Origin of the sequence: Pseudoxanthomonas sp. LH2527 (assembly GCF_022539275.1) — a bacterium.
Taxonomy (GTDB): domain Bacteria; phylum Pseudomonadota; class Gammaproteobacteria; order Xanthomonadales; family Xanthomonadaceae; genus Pseudoxanthomonas_A.
Genome location: NZ_JAKZBW010000046.1, coordinates 1 through 17,481, shown reverse-complemented (window position 1 = coordinate 17,481; position 17,481 = coordinate 1). Strand labels below are relative to the sequence as shown.

Here is a 17,481-nt window from a genome sequence, read left to right as displayed (position 1 = left end):
AGGTGGCCCTGGTGGCATCCATGCGCAAACTGCTGGTCATCCTCAACGCCCGCATGCGGGACCATCTCAACGCCTCCCAAACAGCCTGAATCAAGACAGTTGCTCTCCCCGCTGCGCAGGGAGAGGGCACTCCGGGTTTATCGCGGGGTACCCAGATAATCCAGCGCCACCTGCAGCATCGCCCTGCTACCGGTTTCCAGCGCCTGTTCGTCGAGCAGGAACTGTGGCGAGTGGTTGATCGGTGCGGTGGCCGGATCGATGCCCTTCGACGTGGAGCCGACGAAGAAATAGAAGCCCGGCACAGTGTTGGCGAACTGGGAGAAATCCTCCGCCACCGTCACCAGCGGCATCTCCACCACGTTCGCCGCGCCGACGGCTTTCTCCAGCGACGGCCGCACGCGCTGCGTCAGGGCGGGCTGGTTGATCGTGGCCGGTGCGTTGTTGACCACCTGCAGTTCCGCGGTGCCTTCGCTGGCGTGGGCGTAGTCGGTGGCGATGCGGCGGAAGCGGGCGATCACGTCTTCGCGCACGGCCGAATCGAAGGTGCGCAGCGTGCCGACCAGCTTCGCCTCGTCCGGGATGATGTTGAAGCGCACGCCGGCCTGGAACTGGCCGGCCGTCAGCACCACCGGGCTGGTGGCGATGTTGACCTGGCGCGCGATCATGCTCTGCGTGCCCAGCAGGATCTGCGCGCCCAGTGTGATCGGGTCCACGCCGTCCCAGGGGCGCGAGCCGTGCGTCTGCTTGCCGCGCACGGTCAGCGACCATTCGTCCGCTGCCGCCATCAGCGGGCCGCTGCGATATCCCAAGCTGCCCACCGGCAGGCCGGCCCACACATGCAGACCGAACACGGCATCGGGGGTGAAGTCCTTGAACACGCCTTCCTGCAGCATCAGCGCCGCGCCGAAGACCTCGCCCGCGACCGGCGGGCCCTCTTCGGCCGGCTGGAACACGAACATCACTTCGCCGGCCAGCTCGTCCTTCGCCGCGACCAGCGCCTGCGCCACGCCCATCAGGATCGCGACGTGCGCATCGTGGCCGCAGGCATGCATCACGCCTACGGGCTGGCCGCGGTACTCGGCCTTCACCGTGGACGCGAACGGCAGGCCGGTCTGCTCGGTGACCGGCAGCGCATCCATGTCGGCACGCAGCGCGATGCGCGGGCCCGACTTTGCGCCCTTCAACACGGCGACCACGCCGGTCTTGCCGATGCCGGTGCGCACCGTCAGGCCGAGCGCGCGCAGATGATCGGCGACGAGCTTCGCCGTGCGCGTCTCCTGCTCGCCGAGTTCGGGGTGCTGGTGGAGGTCGCGGCGCCACTGCACGAGTTTCGGCTGCGCCTGCTCAAGCGCGGCAACGGCGGTGGACTCCGCGGCATGGCCCGGCAGCGGCAGCAGCGTGGAAAGCGCGAGCAGGCAGGCCGCCTGCAGGGAACGTCGGTGGCAGTGGGACATGGCAGGGGACGCAGCGTGGGCGGAGCCCGATGCTAGCCCGGTCGGCGCGGGCGTCCAATGGCGAATCGCCATGAGCGCATGCGGGCGCGCGGCTCGCATTCGCCGTGCACGCGTGGCAGGCTCGCAGGCCGCCGACCACCCCGCATGCCCATGACCCGCGACGCCGATCCTGTTCCTCAACGCCCGCTGCAGGGCGATGCTGCCTTGCTGCGCGCGGTCGGCAGCCTGGCGCTGGCGGCGGCGGTCATCAACATCATCGTCGGCGGCGGCATCTTCAAGATGCCGGCCGCGCTGTCGGCGCAGGTCGGTGCGGCCGCACCGCTGGCGTTGCTGGCCGGCGCGCTGGTGATGGTGCCGGTGGCGCTGTGCTTCGCCGCCATCGGCAGCCGCGCTTCCGCGACCGGCGGGCCGTACACCTATGTCAGCGCGGTGTTCGGCACGCTGCCGGGCTTCCTGGCCGGCGCGTTGATGTGGATCTGCAACGTGGCGTCCAGTGCCGGCGTCGCTGCCGCGCTGTCGCTGCAGGTCGCCAGCCTGTGGCCCCCCTTCGATGCGCCGCTGCCGCGCGCGCTGTTGCTGCTGGGCGTGTACGCGGCGATCTACGCACTCAACGCCTTCGGCGTGAAGCTGGGCGCACGCGCGGTGATGGCGCTGGCCACGTTGAAGCTGGTGCCGCTGTTCCTGCTGGTGGTCGTGGGCCTGGCGTTCGTCGATACCACGCAGATCAGCTTCGCGTTCGCCGACGTGCCGTCGTGGACGGCCTTGGGCGCGGCGATGGTGATGGTGGTATTCGCCTACTCGGGCGTGGAAACGGCGCTGATTCCCGGCGGCGAAGTACGCGATCCGTCGCGCAGCGTGCCGCGCGCGGCACTGAGCGCGATCCTGCTGGTGGTGCTGCTGTACCTGGGCCTGCAGATCGTCTGCCAGGGCGTGCTGGGGCCGGCGCTGGCGAGCAGCAGCGTGCCGATCGCCGAGGCGGCAGGGAAGCTGTGGGATCCGGCGCGCATCGCCCTGCTGGTGACCGCCTGCGTGTCGATGGCCGGCTTCCTGCTCGGCAACCTGCTGGGCTCGTCGCGGCTGCTGTTCGCGCTGGGCCGCGATGGTTACCTGCCGCAGGCCTTCGGCCGGGTCAGCGCCACCCACCGCGTGCCGCTGCTGGCACTGGCCACGCATGCCGGCATCGCCTGCGTGCTGGCGGTGCTGGGCAACTTCGAGGCGCTGGTGCTGATCTCCGGTGGCGCCGTCTGCCTGGTCTACGTGATGGTCTGCATCGCCGCATGGCGGGCGCAGCGTACCGACCTGCGTGAACGCGGTGCACCGTTCGTGCTGCGCGGCGGTCCGCTGGTGCCGGGACTGGCGGTCGCCGGCATGGTCGCTATCCTCACCACGCTGAGCACGCGCGAATGGACGGCGATCGGCGTGGCCGTCGTGGTGCTGGCGGTGGTGTACGCGGTGCTGGTGGGGTTGCGGCGGCGCGTGGGGGCCTGAGCAGGAATGTCGGGACAGCCGGTTGTGGGAGCGACGTAAGTCGCGGGCTTTTGGTGTTGCCAGAGGAAGAGCTCGCGACTTACGTCGCTCCCACAGGAAGCTGCCACTGCGCTCAGCGGAACACCACCGTCCGGTGCCCGTTCAACAGGATGCGGTGCTCCACATGGCGGCGCACAGCGCGCGCCAGCACCAGCGATTCGATGTCGCTGCCCATGCGCACCAGTTCCTTCGGCGTCATCGCGTGGTCCACGCGGGCGACGTCCTGTTCGATGATCGGGCCTTCGTCCAGGTCGCGGGTCACGTAGTGCGCGGTGGCGCCGATGATCTTGACCCCGCGCTGGTGCGCCTGGTGGTAGGGCTTGGCGCCCTTGAAGCTGGGCAGGAAGCTGTGGTGGATGTTGATGGCGCGGCCGGCCAGCGCATCGCACAGCGCGGGCGAGAGGATCTGCATGTAGCGCGCCAGCACCACCAGGTCGATCTGCTCGCGTTCCACCAGGTCGACGATCTGCCGTTCCTGCGCGGCGCGGTGGTCGGCCGTCACCGGCAGGTGGTGGAAGGCCACGCCGTAGGACTGCGCCAGCGGCGCGAAGTCGGCATGGTTGGAGGCGATGCACGCGATCTCCACCGGCAGCTGCCGGCTGTGCACGCGGAACAGCAGGTCGTTGAGGCAATGGCCCTGCTTGCTGACCAGCACCATCAGCCGGGCCTTGCGGCGGGCGTCGTGGATGCGCCAGTCCATGCCGAACATCGCCGCCAGCGAGGCGAAGCCTTCGTGCAGCACGTCGATCTCGGTCGCGCCCGGCACGTCGAAATGCACGCGCAGGAAGAACCGCCCCGACTCCTCGTCGCCGAACTGCTGTGCGTCCAGGATGTTGCAGCCCGACTCGTACAGCAGGCCGGTGACGCGGTAGACGATGCCGGTGGTGTCCGGGCAGGAGAGGGTCAGGATGTGGTCGTGGCGCATGCGGGCGTCGGTGGATTATTCGCAGCGGGCGGCGGTGATGCGGTTCTGCGCGTCGATGTACACGCGCAGGCGGTCGGTCCGCGTGTCGTGCCTGACAGCGGTGGACGGCGCGATCGGATTCACCAGTCCCGCACCGCTCTCGCGCGACAGGCGCTTGAGCGTGGCTTCGTCCGCCGGCTGCCCGACCGCCCACCCCAGCGTCGCATCGCTGCACCGGCCGTCGCCGGTGACCTGCGGGCCCGGCGTGCTGACGCAGGCGGACAAGACCAAGGCGCCGGCGATCACGCCAAGGCCACGGAGGGACGAACGACGGAACGAACGGGGGAAGGTCATGGCAGCGTCTCCGGTGCGGTGAGGATGGCTGTTTAGCACATCGCTGGTCCGCATGGGCCGACGGCCGCCCCTACAGGTCGAACGCCAGCAGGTCGTGCCCGGTGGCCGCGCGCACCACGCGCCGGTACAGCACGTTGCCGCTGCCGCCGTTGGTCAGTGCCACCAGCGCGCGCTGGCCGCGGGCGTCGCCCAGCGCGAAGTTCTTGAAGATGCCGCCGTTGCTGCCGGAGTGGTAGAACACCGGGCCGCGCGGGGTGGCTTCCAGGTTCCAGCCCAAGCCCTTGTCGGTCCAGCGACCGGGCACGTCGATCTGCCGGGTCAGCATCGCGGTGCGCATGGTCTCGGTGATCTGCCAGGGCTCGCGCCGCACGCGCACCATCAGCGCCATGAAGCGGGCGTAATCGGTGGGCGTGGTGCGTAGGCTGGCCGCGGCGTTGGCGAGGAGGTCGCCGGGCCAGTTCACCAGCCCCTTCGGCGTGATCGCCTGCACCTCGGGCAGGGCGCGCACTGCGTGTTCGTAGCGCCACGCGGAGAGCGGCTTGTTCCACCGATCGGCGATGGTCTGCGCGGCGTTCCAGGTGTCGCGCAGCATCTGCGGTGGCATGCCGGGGTCATCGTCATCGAGCGCACGATGGCCGTACACCGAACGTGCGGCGAGCTGCCGGCTCCACGTGTAGCTGCTGTCGCGCATGCCGGCCGGTCCGAACAGCAGGCGCTGCATGGATTCATCCAGGCTCTCGCCGGTCAGCGTCTCCACCACCAGCTGCAGCCAGAAGATCGCCTCGCCGGAATAGTCGATCCGCGTGCCCGGCTTCACCGCCGGCACGAGTGTTTCGTGCGCCGGGTCCTTGCGCCAGTTCGGCAGGCCGGTGGAATGGCGCAGCACGTCGCGTGCCGTGACCAGATCCACCCACGGATGGTCGGCCAGGTAGTCCATCCGGCGATAGCGCACCAATGGCGCATCCAGATCGATCACGCCCCGATCCGCCAGCTGCAGCACCAGGTAGGCGAACACCGGCTTGCTCAGCGAGGCATCCTCGAACAGCGTGTCGTCCGCCACCGGCGCCTGCGTCTCTGCGTTCAGAACGCCGAGGTTGCGCGACCACACCACCTCGCCGCGTTCCACCATCGCCATGCCGATGGCCGGCACGCGCAGCGCCTGCATCAGCCGCGGCAGATCGGCGAGGAAGGCATCGGGCGGAATCCAGTTTGCGGCGTCGTCGCAGGCGGCGGCTGATGCGAGGCGTGGCCAGGCACTGGCGGCCAGCGGCGTTGCAGCGAGTGCGGTCAACCAGCGGCGGCGGTGGGGGCAACGTGGAGCGGCTTCAAGCGTCATGGGGCTGCACGAAGAGGGAGCTTGCAGAAGCATGACGAACGACCACGAAGAACCCCGCGCCAGGGCCGGTGCGATCTTCGCTGCGATCACGCTCGGATCGTTCCCTGCGGCGCGATGGCGTCGTCCGGGACATCGGACGGTGCCGTGGTGGCGGGCTTGAGCCCGCCCTACGCCGCCGGCGGCAGCGGCGGTGCCTGGGTCGGCCGGCCCAGCGGATCCAGCGCGATCATCACGAAGTGTCCGCGCGTGCACAGTTTGCGTTCGCCGGTCAGCAGGTTCTCGGTGATCACTTCCACGTCGACGTTCATCGAACTGCGGCCGACCTTGACCACGCGCGCGACCACTTCCACCAGGTCGCCCTTGTGGATGGGCTGGTTGAAGTCGACCTGTTCCGAGCGCGCGGTGACCACGGTGGTGCGCGCATAGCGCGAGGCGGCGATGAACGCGGACATGTCCATCCACGCCAGCGCCTGGCCGCCGAACAGCGTGCCCAGGTGGTTGGTATGGTCGGGGAAGACCATGTGCAGCAGGCGGGCCTCGACGGGGCGCGCTTCGGTATTGGCCAGTTCGGTCATGGTGGTGCTCCGGTATGCGTGCTCCCGGCGGCAGCATAGCGCGGCGGATGTTGTGCCGGTGTAGGAGCGACGTCAGTCGCGACCGCATGAACGAATGGCCTGGACGGCGGATCGTTCCATCGCAGACAGAATGAAGGCCGACACCTCCCATGACGATGCAGGATCATGAGGGAGTTGATTGCCGCGGTCGCGACTCACGTCGCTCCTACAACGGACCTGCGCTAGAACGCGTGATCGAAGCCCACTTCGCCCTGCACCCCCAGCTGGTAGGCCGAGACGCGGCGCTCGAAGAAGTTGGTCAGTTCCTGCACGTCCTGCAGCTCCATGAAGGGCAGCGGGTTGCGCACGTCGTAGCGCTTGGGCATGCCGAGCTTGGCGAAGTGCTGGTCGGCGCAGTGCTGCAGGTACTGGCGCATGTCGCGGGTCGAGATGCCGGCCACGCCGCCGGACAGTACGTCCTCGGCGAACTGCACCTCGCACTCGATGGCTTCTTCCAGCATGTCGTAGACCTGCTGCTGCATGCGGTCGTCGAACAGGTCCGGTTCCTCCTCGCGCACGGTGCGCACGCACTCGAAGGCGAACTCCATGTGGCAGCTCTCGTCGCGGAACACCCAGTTGGTGCCGCTGGCCAGGCCCGGCAGCAGGCCGCGCGAGCGGAAGTAGTACACGTAGGCGAACGCGGCGAAGAAGAACAGGCCCTCGATGCAGGCGGCGAAGCAGATCTGGTTGAGCAGGAATTGCCGGCGTTGCTCACGGGTCTCGATCCGCTGCAAGTCCTGGATGCTGTCGATCCACTTGAAGCAGAAGTCGGCCTTCTTCTTGATCGCCGGGATGTTCTCCACCGCCGCGAACGCCTTGAAGCGCTCCGACGGATCGGGCAGGTAGTTGTCCAGCAGGGTCAGGTAGAACTGCACGTGCAGCGCTTCCTCGTACAGCTGCCGCGACAGGTACATGCGCGCTTCCGGCGCGTTGAGATGCTGGTACAGGTTCAGCACCAGGTTGTTCGACACGATGGAATCGCCGGTGGCGAAGAAGGCGACCAGCCGGTGGATCAGGTGGCGGTCGGCCGGCGTCATCTTCGCGTGCAGGTCGGTGATGTCGATCTGGAAGTTGATCTCCTCCACCGTCCACGTGTTCTTGATGGCGTCGCGGTACATGTCATAGAACTGCGGATAGCGCATGGGGCGCAGCGTCAGTTCGAAACCGGGATCGAGGAGCAGCTGCTTGGGTTGGGCGGACATGGTGCGGTGTTCTCGTGGTTCTCCTTCTCCCCTCGGGAGAAGGTGCCCGGAGGGCGGATGAGGGTACGGCGAAGGCAACGGCGGTGAGGCATCCTGATGCCGCCGTACCCTCACCCCAACCCCTCTCCCGGTGGGAGAGGGGCTCTAATCGGAAGGTGGCGCCTCCATGCGCCGGCAACGTCCATATTGCTGTTCCAGGGGTCATCGGCCGGAGCCGACGCAGGGGGACGGTTTACTGGCACGCCTCGCAGGCTTCGGGGTTCTCAAGCGAACACGCAATCGCTTCCGTAGGCGTGTACTCGCGCTTGGGCTCAACGGTGGTCGCTGTGCTGACCGTGGTCTTGGCGATCCTCGTGGCTGGGCGCGAGCGCAGGTAGTAGGTGGTCTTGATGCCCTGCTTCCAGGCGTACATGTACATGGATGACATGGCGCCGATGTTCGGGCTTTCCATGAACAGGTTGAGCGAGGCCGACTGGTCGATGAAGGCGCCACGGCCGGCGGCCATGTCGATCAGCGAACGCATCGGGATTTCCCATGCCGTGCGGTAGATCTGCTGCAGCGTGTCCGGCACCTGCGCCAGGCCCTGTACCGAGCCTTCGGACAGCTTGATCGCATCGCGCGTCTCCGCCGTCCACAGGCCCAGCTTCTTCAGTTCGTCCACCAGATAGCGGTTTACCTGCAGGAAGTCGCCCGACAGTGTCTCGCGCTTGAACAGGTTGGACACCTGCGGCTCCACGCATTCGTAGCAGCCGGCGATCGAGGCGATGGTCGCGGTCGGCGCGATGGCGATCAGCAGCGAGTTGCGCAGACCGTGTTCCTTGATGCGCGCGCGCAGTGCATCCCAGCGTTCCACGTTCTCCGGCACCACGTTCCAGGCGTCGAACTGCAGTTCGCCGTTCGCCGCGCGGGTGTCGGCGAAGGACGGATGGCGGCCGCGTTCCTGCGCCAGTTCCACCGACGTTTCCAGCGCGTGGAAGTAGATGGTCTCGGCGATCTTCGCCGACAGCGCGCGTGCTTCGGCGCTGTCGAACGGCAGGCGCAGCTTGAAGAACACGTCCTGCAGGCCCATGCAGCCCAGGCCGACCGGGCGCCAGCGCAGGTTGCCGCGGCGCGCGGTCTCGATGGGATAGAAGTTCAGGTCGATCACGCGGTCCAGCTGGCGCACGGCCAGGCGGACGGTTTCGGCCAGCTTGTCGAAATCGAACCAGACGCGGCCGGTGTCGGGGTCGCTGTCGAAATGGCGGGCCAGGTTGATCGAGCCCAGGTTGCACACCGCCGTTTCCTCGGCCGAGGTGACCTCGAGGATCTCGGTGCACAGGTTCGACAGGTGGATCACGTTGCCCGGGCGCAGCGTCTGGTTGCTGGCGGCGTTGCACTTGTCCTTGAATGTCATCCAGCCGTTGCCGGTTTCGGCAAGCGTGCGCATCATCCGGCCGTACAGCTTGCGCGCGGAGATCGCCTTGACCGCCTTGCCCTGCAGTTCGGCCTGCGTGTACGCCAGCTCGAACGCCGCGCCGTACAGGTCGGTCAGCTCCGGCACCACGCGCGGATCGAACAGCGACCATGCCTGGTCGGCTTCGACCCGCTTCATGAACAGGTCCGGCACCCAGTTGGCCAGGTTGAGGTTGTGCGTGCGGCGTGATTCGTCGCCGGTGTTGTCGCGCAGTTCCAGGAAGTCCTCGATGTCGGCGTGCCAGGTTTCCAGGTACACGCAGGCCGCGCCCTTGCGCTTGCCGCCCTGGTTGACCGCCGCGACCGAGGAATCCAGCGTCTTCAGCCACGGCACGATGCCGTTGCTGTGGCCGTTGGTCGACTTGATCAGCGAACCACGCGAACGCACGCGCGTATAACTCACGCCGATGCCGCCGCTGAACTTGCTCAGCTGGGCGATGTCGCCGTACTTCGCATAGATGGATTCCAGCGTGTCCTGCGGCGAATCCAGCAGGAAGCACGACGACAGCTGCTCGTGCGTGGTGCCGCTGTTGAACAGCGTCGGCGAGCTGGGCAGGTAGTCCAGGTTGCCCATGCGGCGGTACAGCGCCAGCGCTTCCGGCACGTCCTCGCTCAGCGCGCAGGCGATGCGCAGGAAGAACTGCTGCGGCGTCTCGATCACCTTGCGCGTGTGCGGATGGCGCAGCAGGTAACGGTCGTACAGCGTGCGCAGGCCGAAGTAGTCGAACTGGAGGTCGAGCGAGGCGTCCAGCGCGTCGTTGAGCTTGCGTGCGTTGGTCTGCACGAAGTTCAGCAGGCGCTCGTTGATCAGGCCCACCTCGTGGCCGCGTGTCACCGACTGCGAGAACGCGTGGATTTCCTGGCCGGTGACTTCCTTGGTGATGTAGCCGGCCAGCAGGCGCGCGGCCAGGCGGCTGTACTCGGGTTCCTCGCCGGTCAGCAGCGCGGCGGTGCGGATCGACAGTTCGTCCAGTTCGCGCGTGCTGGCGCCGTCGTACAGACCGGAGATGGTGCGGGTGGCCACGCGCATCGGGTCGATGGCGTGCAGGCCTTCGCAGTTGCGCTGCACCGCGCGCACGATCTTGTTGAGATCCACCGGCTCGCGGCCGCCATTGCGCTTGGTCACGCTCATCGCGGTGGCGGTGGGTGGCGGGGTCAGGGCGAACGCGTCCTTCTGGGACGGGGTGGTGCCGGCGTCGGCGACGACGGTGTCGGTCGGGGTCATGAGAGTCCTCCATGCGTGGTGCACGCGGCGGCCCGTCCCTCGCAGGGCTGCGCAAGGCCGGATGGAGGACCACAGTGGGGAAGCGGCGTCGCAGGTAACGCGACCGCGCAGACGGACTGCGGGCGCCCTGCTTCGCCAGCCATCTCCCCCCGGAGAATCCGCGGCCGGCACCGCGCGGTGTGCATCGCGCGGCTGTCGGCAGGTCTTCGGACTCATGGGCCTGGAGGCGAGGAGTGAGGGAAGAGGAGTGAGGAGTGAGCGAAGGTGATGCTTCGCTACTCACTCCTCACTTCTCCCCACTCACTCCTGCTCCACCTAACCCGCCGCTTCCCGAGGCCTGGCCTCAGTGCTGTGTGGCGGGGTCGTTCCCAATTACCGCTGCGGGGCAGTGCCGGAGTGGCGCGAACGCGTCACCGGCTTCCCTTTTCATCCGGAGACTAGCCATCCCCGGAACCGACGGCCACAAGATAGTGGGGGTGTCGGGAGGCGTCAACACCAAATGTTGTGTGGAACAGAGGCGGTCGGTGTCATGCGGGTTTCACGGTTTGAGCCCGCCTCGCGAACCTTCGTAGGGTGGGCCTTGGCCCACCATCACACGCGTCGAGTGCCGTGGAGATGCGACGAAACCGTTGCGCGCCAAGCCGCGTAGCGAGGTCCAGCATGGCGACGGCGGGCCAAGGCCCGCCCTACGTCAGCGCCGCAGCGCCGCGATCGACGCATCCTGCGCCCGCGCATACAGCGCGAACGGGTCATGGATCGCCTTGCCCAGTGCGGCCTCGAACGCTTCCTGGTTGGCATGCGCGTCGTAGGCGCGCTGTTCGCCGCCGCCGAGGTTGGACTGGAAGATGCCCGCCGCGCTGACCGGCAGGAAGTCCTCGTAGATGATGGGATCGACGGCGGCATGGCCGGCATCGACCAACGCGTCGGGCGTCATCGCCGCGCGCTCGGCGGCCGGCAGTGCGGCACCCGCATCCGTCAGGCGGTAGCGGAAGTAGCCCAGGCCTTGGCGGCGCAGCGTGTCTTCGTCATCCGGAAACGCGGCGAACGCATCGGCCAGCCGCTGCGGATAATCCGCCGCGGTGTTGCCTGCCCCGCCGGCCTGGCGCACCTGCGCCAGCAGGCGGTCGTAGAGCTCGCGACCGGCCGGTGTCAGGGCGAGGCCGCGCTGCTCGATCTCGCCGAAGCGCGCGCTGTGGCTGCCGGGTACCAGCGTGCCGGTGGCATCGGGGAAGGCGACCTCCTCTTCCAGCGCCTTGAAGCTGGTCTGTCGCAGCAGGATGGGCACCGCACGGCGCGGCGGGCCTTCGATCAGCGCCTTGGCCTGCAGGCCGCGTGCCAGCATCGCCGCCTGCGCGGCATCGATGTCCAGCGTGCGCGGGGTCAGGTGGTTGATGTGTGGGCCGCGGAAGCTGACCACGTCGGCGACCAGCCGGTGCAGGCCGTGCAGCGCGCGGTAGGTCTCCAGCGGCACGGTCGCGTCGCCGTGCCAGCGGAACGTTTCCAGCACCTCGGCGACGAAGCGCTGCGCATCGGCGTCGGACAAGCCGCCGTCGCGTTCGGCCTGCGCCACCAGCGCACGCGCGCCGGCGGTGAAGATGTCGCGACGGGCCAGGATCGCTTCCGCCTCGGCACGCAAGGCGGCGTCGGCGATCAGCTCCAGCCGCAGCAGCGAGGTGAAGATGCGGAACGGATTGGCGGCCAGCGCCTCCTCGCTCAGCGGACGGAAGGCGGTGGCGTGCACCGGCACGCCGGCCACGGTCAGGTCGTAGTAGCCCACCGGGTGCATGCCCATCAGCGCGAACACGCGGCCCAGCATCGCCAGTTCCGCCGGCGTGCCCACGCGGATCGCGCCATGGCGCTCCAGATCCAGCCGCTCGGTCTCGCCGCCACGCTGCAGACGTTCGGCCAGCGCGGGATCGCGGCCCAGCGTGTCGGTGTTGATGTCGCCGACCAGTTCGATCAGGTCGCCGTACAGCGGCACCTCGGCGCGGTACATGTCGGACATGGCCTGGGCAAACAGGCTGCGGATGCGGTCGGGGGAAGCGAAAGCGGTCATGGGACTCGGCAGGCGGGCGGCGTGGGGCCGCGAGGGGCGCGTATTGTCGCGCCCCGCGCCTGCCCCGGCCACTCTCAGCGGTCGCCGGGCACGTACCCCGGTGGCCCGAACAGCGTCATCGCCAGCTGCCGCAAGCCGCGCGCCCGGCGCAGGTCGCGGCCCAGCTTCACCCAGGCGTGGAAGGCGAGGGTCACCGGGTTGTAGCTGCGTACCGGCTCCACCAGCCCGTAGCGGATCGGCATGCCGGGGATTTCCTCGCGGCAGGTGCCGAACAGCCGGTCGAACACGATCAGCACGCCGCCGTAGTTGCAACCCAGGTACTCCGGATTGCTGGCGTGGTGCACGCGGTGGTGCGTCGGCGTGTTGAAGACGAACTCGATGGCGCGCGGCAGCCGGGGGACCAGCTCGGTGTGCAGCCAGTACTGGTACAACAGGTTCACCGCCAGCGCGCCGACCACATACGGCACCGGGAACCCCAGCCAGACCAGCGGGCCGAAGAACAGCGCCGCACCGGTCAGCTTGCCGGTCCAGCCCAGCCGGTACGCCGTGGACAGGTTGTACTGCTCGGCCGAGTGATGCACCGAATGGTTCAGCCAGAACCAGCGCACGCGATGGTCGGCGCGGTGCATCCCGTAATAGCAGAACTCCTGGCCGACGAAGAGCGCGATCCAGTGCCACGCCTGGTCCATCGCAATCGTGGTCAGGCGGAACTCCCAGATCGCGAACAGCAGCACGCCCACCACGCCGCCCTGGATGAGCAGACCGAGCAGCGCACGCCCGGCGGCATCGCCGAACGAGGCCCAATAGCCCTTCCAGTCGTAACGCACGCCGCGCCGGGCCAGCCAGGCGGCTTCCACGGCGGCGATGGCGGCCAGCACCAGCAGGGGCAGGCCGACGAACAGACCAAGGCCGTCCATCGCCCTGCCTCAGCGCGTACGCCGTGCGGCCATCTTCTGGCCGGCGGCGCGCATTTCGTCGGGCGACAGCTTGCCGTCGCCATCGGCATCCAGCGTATCGAAGCGCTTGGCCAGGCGCGGCAGCTTGGCCTCGGCTTCGGCCTTGTCGATCAGGCCGTCGCCATTGCGGTCGGCGTCTTTCAGGCGTTCGAGCAGGGTGGCCTTCTGCTCGTCGGTGAGCGTGCGCTGCTGCGCGGCGACGGGGGCGGCCAGCGCGAACACGGACAGCGCGATGGCGAACGGAAGCAGGATGGAACGCGACATCGGGAATCTCCAAGTGAAGGAAGGAAAAGGTGCAGGCGCGGCGGCGCGGGAATGCGTCCGTGCGGCAGGGGGGAGTGCCATGCCGCCGCGCCTGCGGGAAAGCGGGTGCCGCCGTCCGGTCAGTGGCCGCGCGGACAGGCGATGACGTCACCGGCGGCGTTGGTGCAGCTGCGGCTGTGTACCAGCGTGCCGTCCGAGACGGTCGTGCTGCCGGTATAGCCGTTGCCGTTCGCGCCGGTGGCGGTGGTGCTGCGTGCGCCGCTGACATGGCCGTCGGCATCGCGGCTGATGCCGCCGCTGGTGCTGGCGGTGCCACCGTTCGGTCCGTTGGCGTAGGCGCTGCCCTGGCGGCCCGCACTGCCATCGGCATGGCGGTAGGCGCTGCGGTCGACACCGGCGCTGCCGCCGTGGGCGCCGGCGACGCTGCCGCTGCGCGAACCGGCGGCATTGCCCTGGCCATCGGCCTGCCAGCCACGCTGGCGCTGGCTGTCGAAGCGCGCATTGCTGCGCTCGACCGCCACGCTGCCGCCCTGCGCGGAGCGCTGCACGGCGCGGCTGCGCTCGCGGGCTTCGGCGTGGTCGGCGAACACGGTGGTGGCGCAAAGGGCAAAGGCGGTGGCGATCAGGAACGGGGTCTTGCTCATGGCGGAATCCTCGGCGGGGAAGGGAAGGCCGCACGGGGAAGCGGCGGCAGGGCCACGGTAGGGCGGGCAACGCCGCCAGGTGTGTCGTGGTTGCCAGCAGATATGTCTGCCGGCCGCGGCGGAAACATCTGCTTACAAACCGGCCTCCGCCAGGGTTTGCCGGCTGTCGCGACGGCGGGCGATAGTGGCCGCATGGACGAAACCCTGCCCCGCGTGCTGCTGGTGGACGACGACGTGCGCCTGCGCGAACTGCTGGTGCGCTACCTGGTGTCGCAGGGCTTCGACGTGCGCGGCGTGGGTGATGGCGCGCAGCTGCGGCAGGCGCTGGACCGCGGCCACTTCGACCTGATCGTGCTGGACCTGATGCTGCCGGGCGAAAACGGGCTGGAGATCTGCCGCCGCCTGCGCGGACAGGGCGACGTCACGCCCATCGTCATGCTCACCGCCAAGGGCGACGAGATCGACCGCATCGTCGGGCTGGAGATCGGCGCCGACGACTACGTGCCCAAGCCGGTCAATCCGCGCGAACTGCTGGCGCGCATCCGCTCGGTGCTGCGGCGCACGCGTCCCACCCCGGGCGCACCGCAGCCCGACGGCGGCGACGTGGTCTTCGGCCCGTTCCGACTGGACCTGGGCCGGCGCGAACTGACCCGCGACGGCGCACTGCTGCGGCTCACCAGCGGCGAGTTCGCCGTGCTGTCGGTGCTGCTGCGGCATCCGCGCCAGCCGCTCAGCCGCGACCGCCTGATGAGCCTGGCCCGCGGCCGCGAGCACGAGGCCTTCGAGCGCAGCATGGACGTCACCATCGCGCGGCTGCGCCGCCTGCTGGAAGACGATCCGCGCCAGCCGCGCCTGATCCAGACCGTCTGGGGCGTGGGCTACGTGTTCGTGCCACCCGAGGCCACGCCATGAGGGCGCCGCTGCCGCGCAGCGTATTCGGCCAGCTGGTGCTGGTGATCGCGCTGGTGCTGATCGGCGCGGGCGTGCTCGCGCTCGTGCTGGGACGCGAACTGGCCACGCGGCCGGCGGCCGACCAGTTGCTGCGCGCGATGCAGGGATTCGCCGACGTGGTCGAAGCGCTCGATCAACACCAGCCGCATGCGCGTACCGTGCAGCAGCTGCGTGAGGCCGGGCTGGAGGTACGCAGCACGCCGCCGGCCGACGCCCGACCGCGCTTCGCGCCGTTGCTGCGGGAGCTGCGCGAACAGGCGGCGGACACGCTGGGCAGCGGGCGCGAGCTGCGGATGGAAGCCGGTCGCGGATTGCGGGTGATCTGGCTGAAACCGGCCACGCGCGAACCGCTGTGGGTGTCGTTCGCCTACGAGCGCCCGGGTACCGGCATGCGCCGGTTCTCGGTGTTCATGCTGATCGGCTGCGTGGTGCTGGTGTGGCTGGCGGCGGCGTACTTCGCGCGTCGCCTGGTGCAGCCACTGCGCCAGCTCGCCGCCGCGGCGCCGGCGATCGTGCGTGGCGATGCGCCGCCGCCCGTGCATGCGCGCGGCCCACGCGAGGTCGCCGACCTGGCGCAGGCGCTGGGCGATGCCAGCCGCGACGTCCGCGCGGCTGCGGAAGAGCGCGCGCTGCTGCTGGCCGGCATCTCGCACGACCTGCGCACGCCGCTGACCCGCCTGCAGTTCGCGCTGGAGATGGTGCCGGACACCGATCCCGGACTGACCCGCAGCATGCATCGCGACATCGCCGAGATGGACGCCATCCTCGGCCAGTTCGTCGCGTTCGCACGCGACGGCCGCGACGAAGGCAGCGAGACCGTCGACCTCGCCGCGATCTGCCGCCATGCGGTCGCGGCCACCGCCAAGTCATGGCATGTCGACCTGCCCGACCACGCGCTGCTGCCCGGCAAGCCGATGGCGCTGCTGCGCGCGGTGGAGAACCTGCTGGTCAACGCCGAGCGGCATGGCGCGTTGCCGTTGTCGCTGCACCTGTGGGCCGAGGGATCGGCCTGGGTGGTCGAGGTCGCCGATGGCGGCCCCGGCCTGTCCGCCGAGGCCGCCGAGCGCGCACGCCAGCCCTTCGTCCACGACCAGGCGCAGGGGGGCAGCGGGCTCGGGCTGCCGATCGTCGAGCGCGTCGCGCACCAGCACGGTGGCGAGCTGCGCCTGCTGCCCAACACCCCCCACGGCCTGCGCGCACAACTGTGGCTGCGCGCCGGCTGATCTTCCCGCCGAGGTGACCCCATGACGACCCCGCTGCTGTTCCGCACCGGCCTGCTGGCCTGCGTGCTGCTGGCCACGCTGCCGCCGCTGGCCGCGCAGACCTTCCGCGAACGCCTGCAGCAGGCGCGCGAGGCCTCGCGCCAACCCGCCGCGCGCGCGCCCGCGTTGCCGGCCGGCGCGCGCGCCCTGCGCGATCTCGCCTATGGCGACGATCCGCGCCAGCGCTTCGATGTGTACCTGCCGGCGCAGCCGCAGCGCGCGCCGGTGATCCTGTTCGTGCACGGCGGCGGCTGGGAGAACGGCAACAAGGACAACCCCGGCGTGGTCGAGCACAAGGCCGCGTACTGGCTGCCGAAGGGCTACATCCTGGTGTCCACCAACTACCGCATGCGGCCCGACACCGCGCCGCTCGACCAGGCGCGCGATGTCGCCCGTGCACTGGCGGCCGTGCAGAAGCGCGCACCCGAGTGGAACGGCGATGCCTCGCGCGTGATGCTGATGGGCCATTCCGCCGGCGCACACCTGGCCGCGCTGGTCGGCGCCTCGTCCACGCTGTGGCGCGAGGCCGGCGCAGCGAAGCCGCGCGGCGTGGTGTCGCTGGACAGCGGCGCGCTGGATGTCCCGCTGACGATGGAGAACCCCCCGCTGCGGCGCATCTACGACACCGCCTTCGGCAGGAACCCGACCGACTGGGTCGCCGCCTCGCCGTACCACCAGCTCACACGCGACGCGGTGCCGATGCTGTTCGTCTGCTCCTCACGCCGCAGGGACGCCTGTCCGCAGGGTCGCGCGATGGTGGAGAAGGCGAGGACGCTGGGCGTGGCGATGGCGGTGCTGCCGCAGGATCTCTCGCACGCGGAAGTGAATCGCGAGCTCGGGTTGCCGTCCGACTACACGAAAGCAGTGGATGCGTTCGTGCAGCAAAAGATGCGGTAGCCAACGCCGCAGGAGCGACGTGAGTCGCGATGGGCCATCGGTAACGCCTCATCGCGACTCACGTCGCTCCCACGCCAGCATCGATCGCCCCTCCTCGATGGAGGTTATGGAAATGAAGCGGAAGCGTCCGCGCCAGGAGCGCCCCTCATCCGCCCCCGTATCGAGTACGGGGCAGGCTCTCCGGGCACCTTCTCCCCCCCAGCGGGGAGAAGGAACATCGACGTGGCGGCGCTGCGGGTGAACTCCCCTCTCCCTGCGCCAGCGGGGAGAGCAACTGTCTTGATTCAGGCTGTTTGGGAGGCGTTGAGATGGTCCCGCATGCGGGCGTTGAGGATGACCAGCAGTTTGCGCATGGATGCCACCAGGGCCACCTTGGCGGGTTT

At 69.2% G+C, this 17,481-nt stretch carries 14 protein-coding genes, 2 pseudogenes and 1 riboswitch; of the genes and pseudogenes, 4 read left to right on the top strand and 12 right to left on the bottom strand.

Annotation, left to right across the window (positions count from 1 at the left end; all coding sequences use genetic code 11):
* Positions 1 to 137 precede the first annotated feature (137 nt).
* Entirely contained in the window at positions 138 to 1,430 is a 1,293-nt protein-coding gene (locus MMG85_RS17950; RefSeq protein ID WP_241047279.1) for a M20 family metallopeptidase, read from the bottom strand.
* 174 nt (positions 1,431 to 1,604) lie between these two features.
* On the opposite strand from MMG85_RS17950, the gene MMG85_RS17945 reads away from it, so the two are divergent.
* Positions 1,605 to 2,942, top strand: coding sequence for an APC family permease (locus MMG85_RS17945; protein ID WP_241047278.1), 1,338 nt, complete (start codon positions 1,605 to 1,607; stop codon positions 2,940 to 2,942).
* 112 nt (positions 2,943 to 3,054) lie between these two features.
* On the opposite strand, the gene purU is transcribed toward MMG85_RS17945, so the two are convergent.
* From purU to MMG85_RS17895, 10 genes and pseudogenes are all read right to left on the bottom strand, one after another.
* A complete protein-coding gene (gene purU, locus MMG85_RS17940) occupies positions 3,055 to 3,906 on the bottom strand; it encodes a formyltetrahydrofolate deformylase (protein WP_241047277.1) in 852 nt (283 codons plus the stop codon).
* Positions 3,907 to 3,921: 15 nt separating this feature from the next.
* Complete coding sequence (locus MMG85_RS17935; RefSeq protein ID WP_241047276.1) at positions 3,922 to 4,239, bottom strand: hypothetical protein; 318 nt, start codon at positions 4,237 to 4,239, stop codon at positions 3,922 to 3,924.
* Between the two features lie 70 nt (positions 4,240 to 4,309).
* Positions 4,310 to 5,530 carry a beta-lactamase family protein gene (locus MMG85_RS17930; RefSeq protein ID WP_241047275.1) on the bottom strand — a complete coding sequence of 407 codons (1,221 nt, stop codon included), beginning with the start codon at positions 5,528 to 5,530 and terminating at the stop codon, positions 4,310 to 4,312.
* Positions 5,531 to 5,742: 212 nt separating this feature from the next.
* Complete coding sequence (locus tag MMG85_RS17925) at positions 5,743 to 6,150, bottom strand: acyl-CoA thioesterase (RefSeq protein WP_241047274.1); 408 nt, start codon at positions 6,148 to 6,150, stop codon at positions 5,743 to 5,745.
* A gap of 221 nt (positions 6,151 to 6,371) precedes the next feature.
* Positions 6,372 to 7,391, bottom strand: coding sequence for a ribonucleotide-diphosphate reductase subunit beta (locus MMG85_RS17920; RefSeq protein ID WP_241047273.1), 1,020 nt, complete (start codon positions 7,389 to 7,391; stop codon positions 6,372 to 6,374).
* A 232-nt stretch (positions 7,392 to 7,623) separates the two neighbouring features.
* Positions 7,624 to 10,068, bottom strand: coding sequence for a ribonucleoside-diphosphate reductase subunit alpha (locus MMG85_RS17915; protein ID WP_241047272.1), 2,445 nt, complete (start codon positions 10,066 to 10,068; stop codon positions 7,624 to 7,626).
* A gap of 179 nt (positions 10,069 to 10,247) precedes the next feature.
* A riboswitch (cobalamin riboswitch) is annotated at positions 10,248 to 10,541 on the bottom strand.
* 218 nt (positions 10,542 to 10,759) lie between these two features.
* On the bottom strand, positions 10,760 to 12,124 hold the full coding sequence (locus tag MMG85_RS17910; protein ID WP_241047271.1) for a VOC family protein: 1,365 nt from the start codon (positions 12,122 to 12,124) through the stop codon (positions 10,760 to 10,762).
* Between the two features lie 74 nt (positions 12,125 to 12,198).
* The gene (locus tag MMG85_RS17905; protein WP_241047270.1) at positions 12,199 to 13,041 is read right to left on the bottom strand and encodes a sterol desaturase family protein; all 843 of its coding nucleotides are present in this window, start codon (positions 13,039 to 13,041) and stop codon (positions 12,199 to 12,201) included.
* Positions 13,042 to 13,092: 51 nt separating this feature from the next.
* Positions 13,093 to 13,344, bottom strand: a pseudogene (locus tag MMG85_RS18560) (hypothetical protein); the annotation flags it as partial.
* Positions 13,345 to 13,463: 119 nt separating this feature from the next.
* Positions 13,464 to 13,988, bottom strand: coding sequence for a hypothetical protein (locus MMG85_RS17895; RefSeq protein WP_241047269.1), 525 nt, complete (start codon positions 13,986 to 13,988; stop codon positions 13,464 to 13,466).
* Between the two features lie 192 nt (positions 13,989 to 14,180).
* Between MMG85_RS17895 and ompR the strand changes: the two genes are divergently transcribed.
* The 3 genes from ompR to MMG85_RS17880 are packed head-to-tail and all read left to right on the top strand — an operon-like array spanning position 14,181 to position 17,098.
* A complete protein-coding gene (ompR, locus tag MMG85_RS17890; protein ID WP_241047268.1) occupies positions 14,181 to 14,900 on the top strand; it encodes a two-component system response regulator OmpR in 720 nt (239 codons plus the stop codon).
* On the top strand, positions 14,897 to 16,162 hold the full coding sequence (locus tag MMG85_RS17885) for an ATP-binding protein (RefSeq protein WP_241047267.1): 1,266 nt from the start codon (positions 14,897 to 14,899) through the stop codon (positions 16,160 to 16,162). Before ompR ends, MMG85_RS17885 begins: the two co-directional genes overlap by 4 nt.
* Before the next feature lie 21 nt (positions 16,163 to 16,183).
* A complete protein-coding gene (locus MMG85_RS17880; RefSeq protein WP_241047266.1) occupies positions 16,184 to 17,098 on the top strand; it encodes an alpha/beta hydrolase in 915 nt (304 codons plus the stop codon).
* 284 nt (positions 17,099 to 17,382) lie between these two features.
* On the opposite strand, the pseudogene MMG85_RS17875 reads toward MMG85_RS17880, so the two are convergent.
* Positions 17,383 to 17,481, bottom strand: a pseudogene (locus MMG85_RS17875) (IS110 family transposase); the annotation flags it as partial.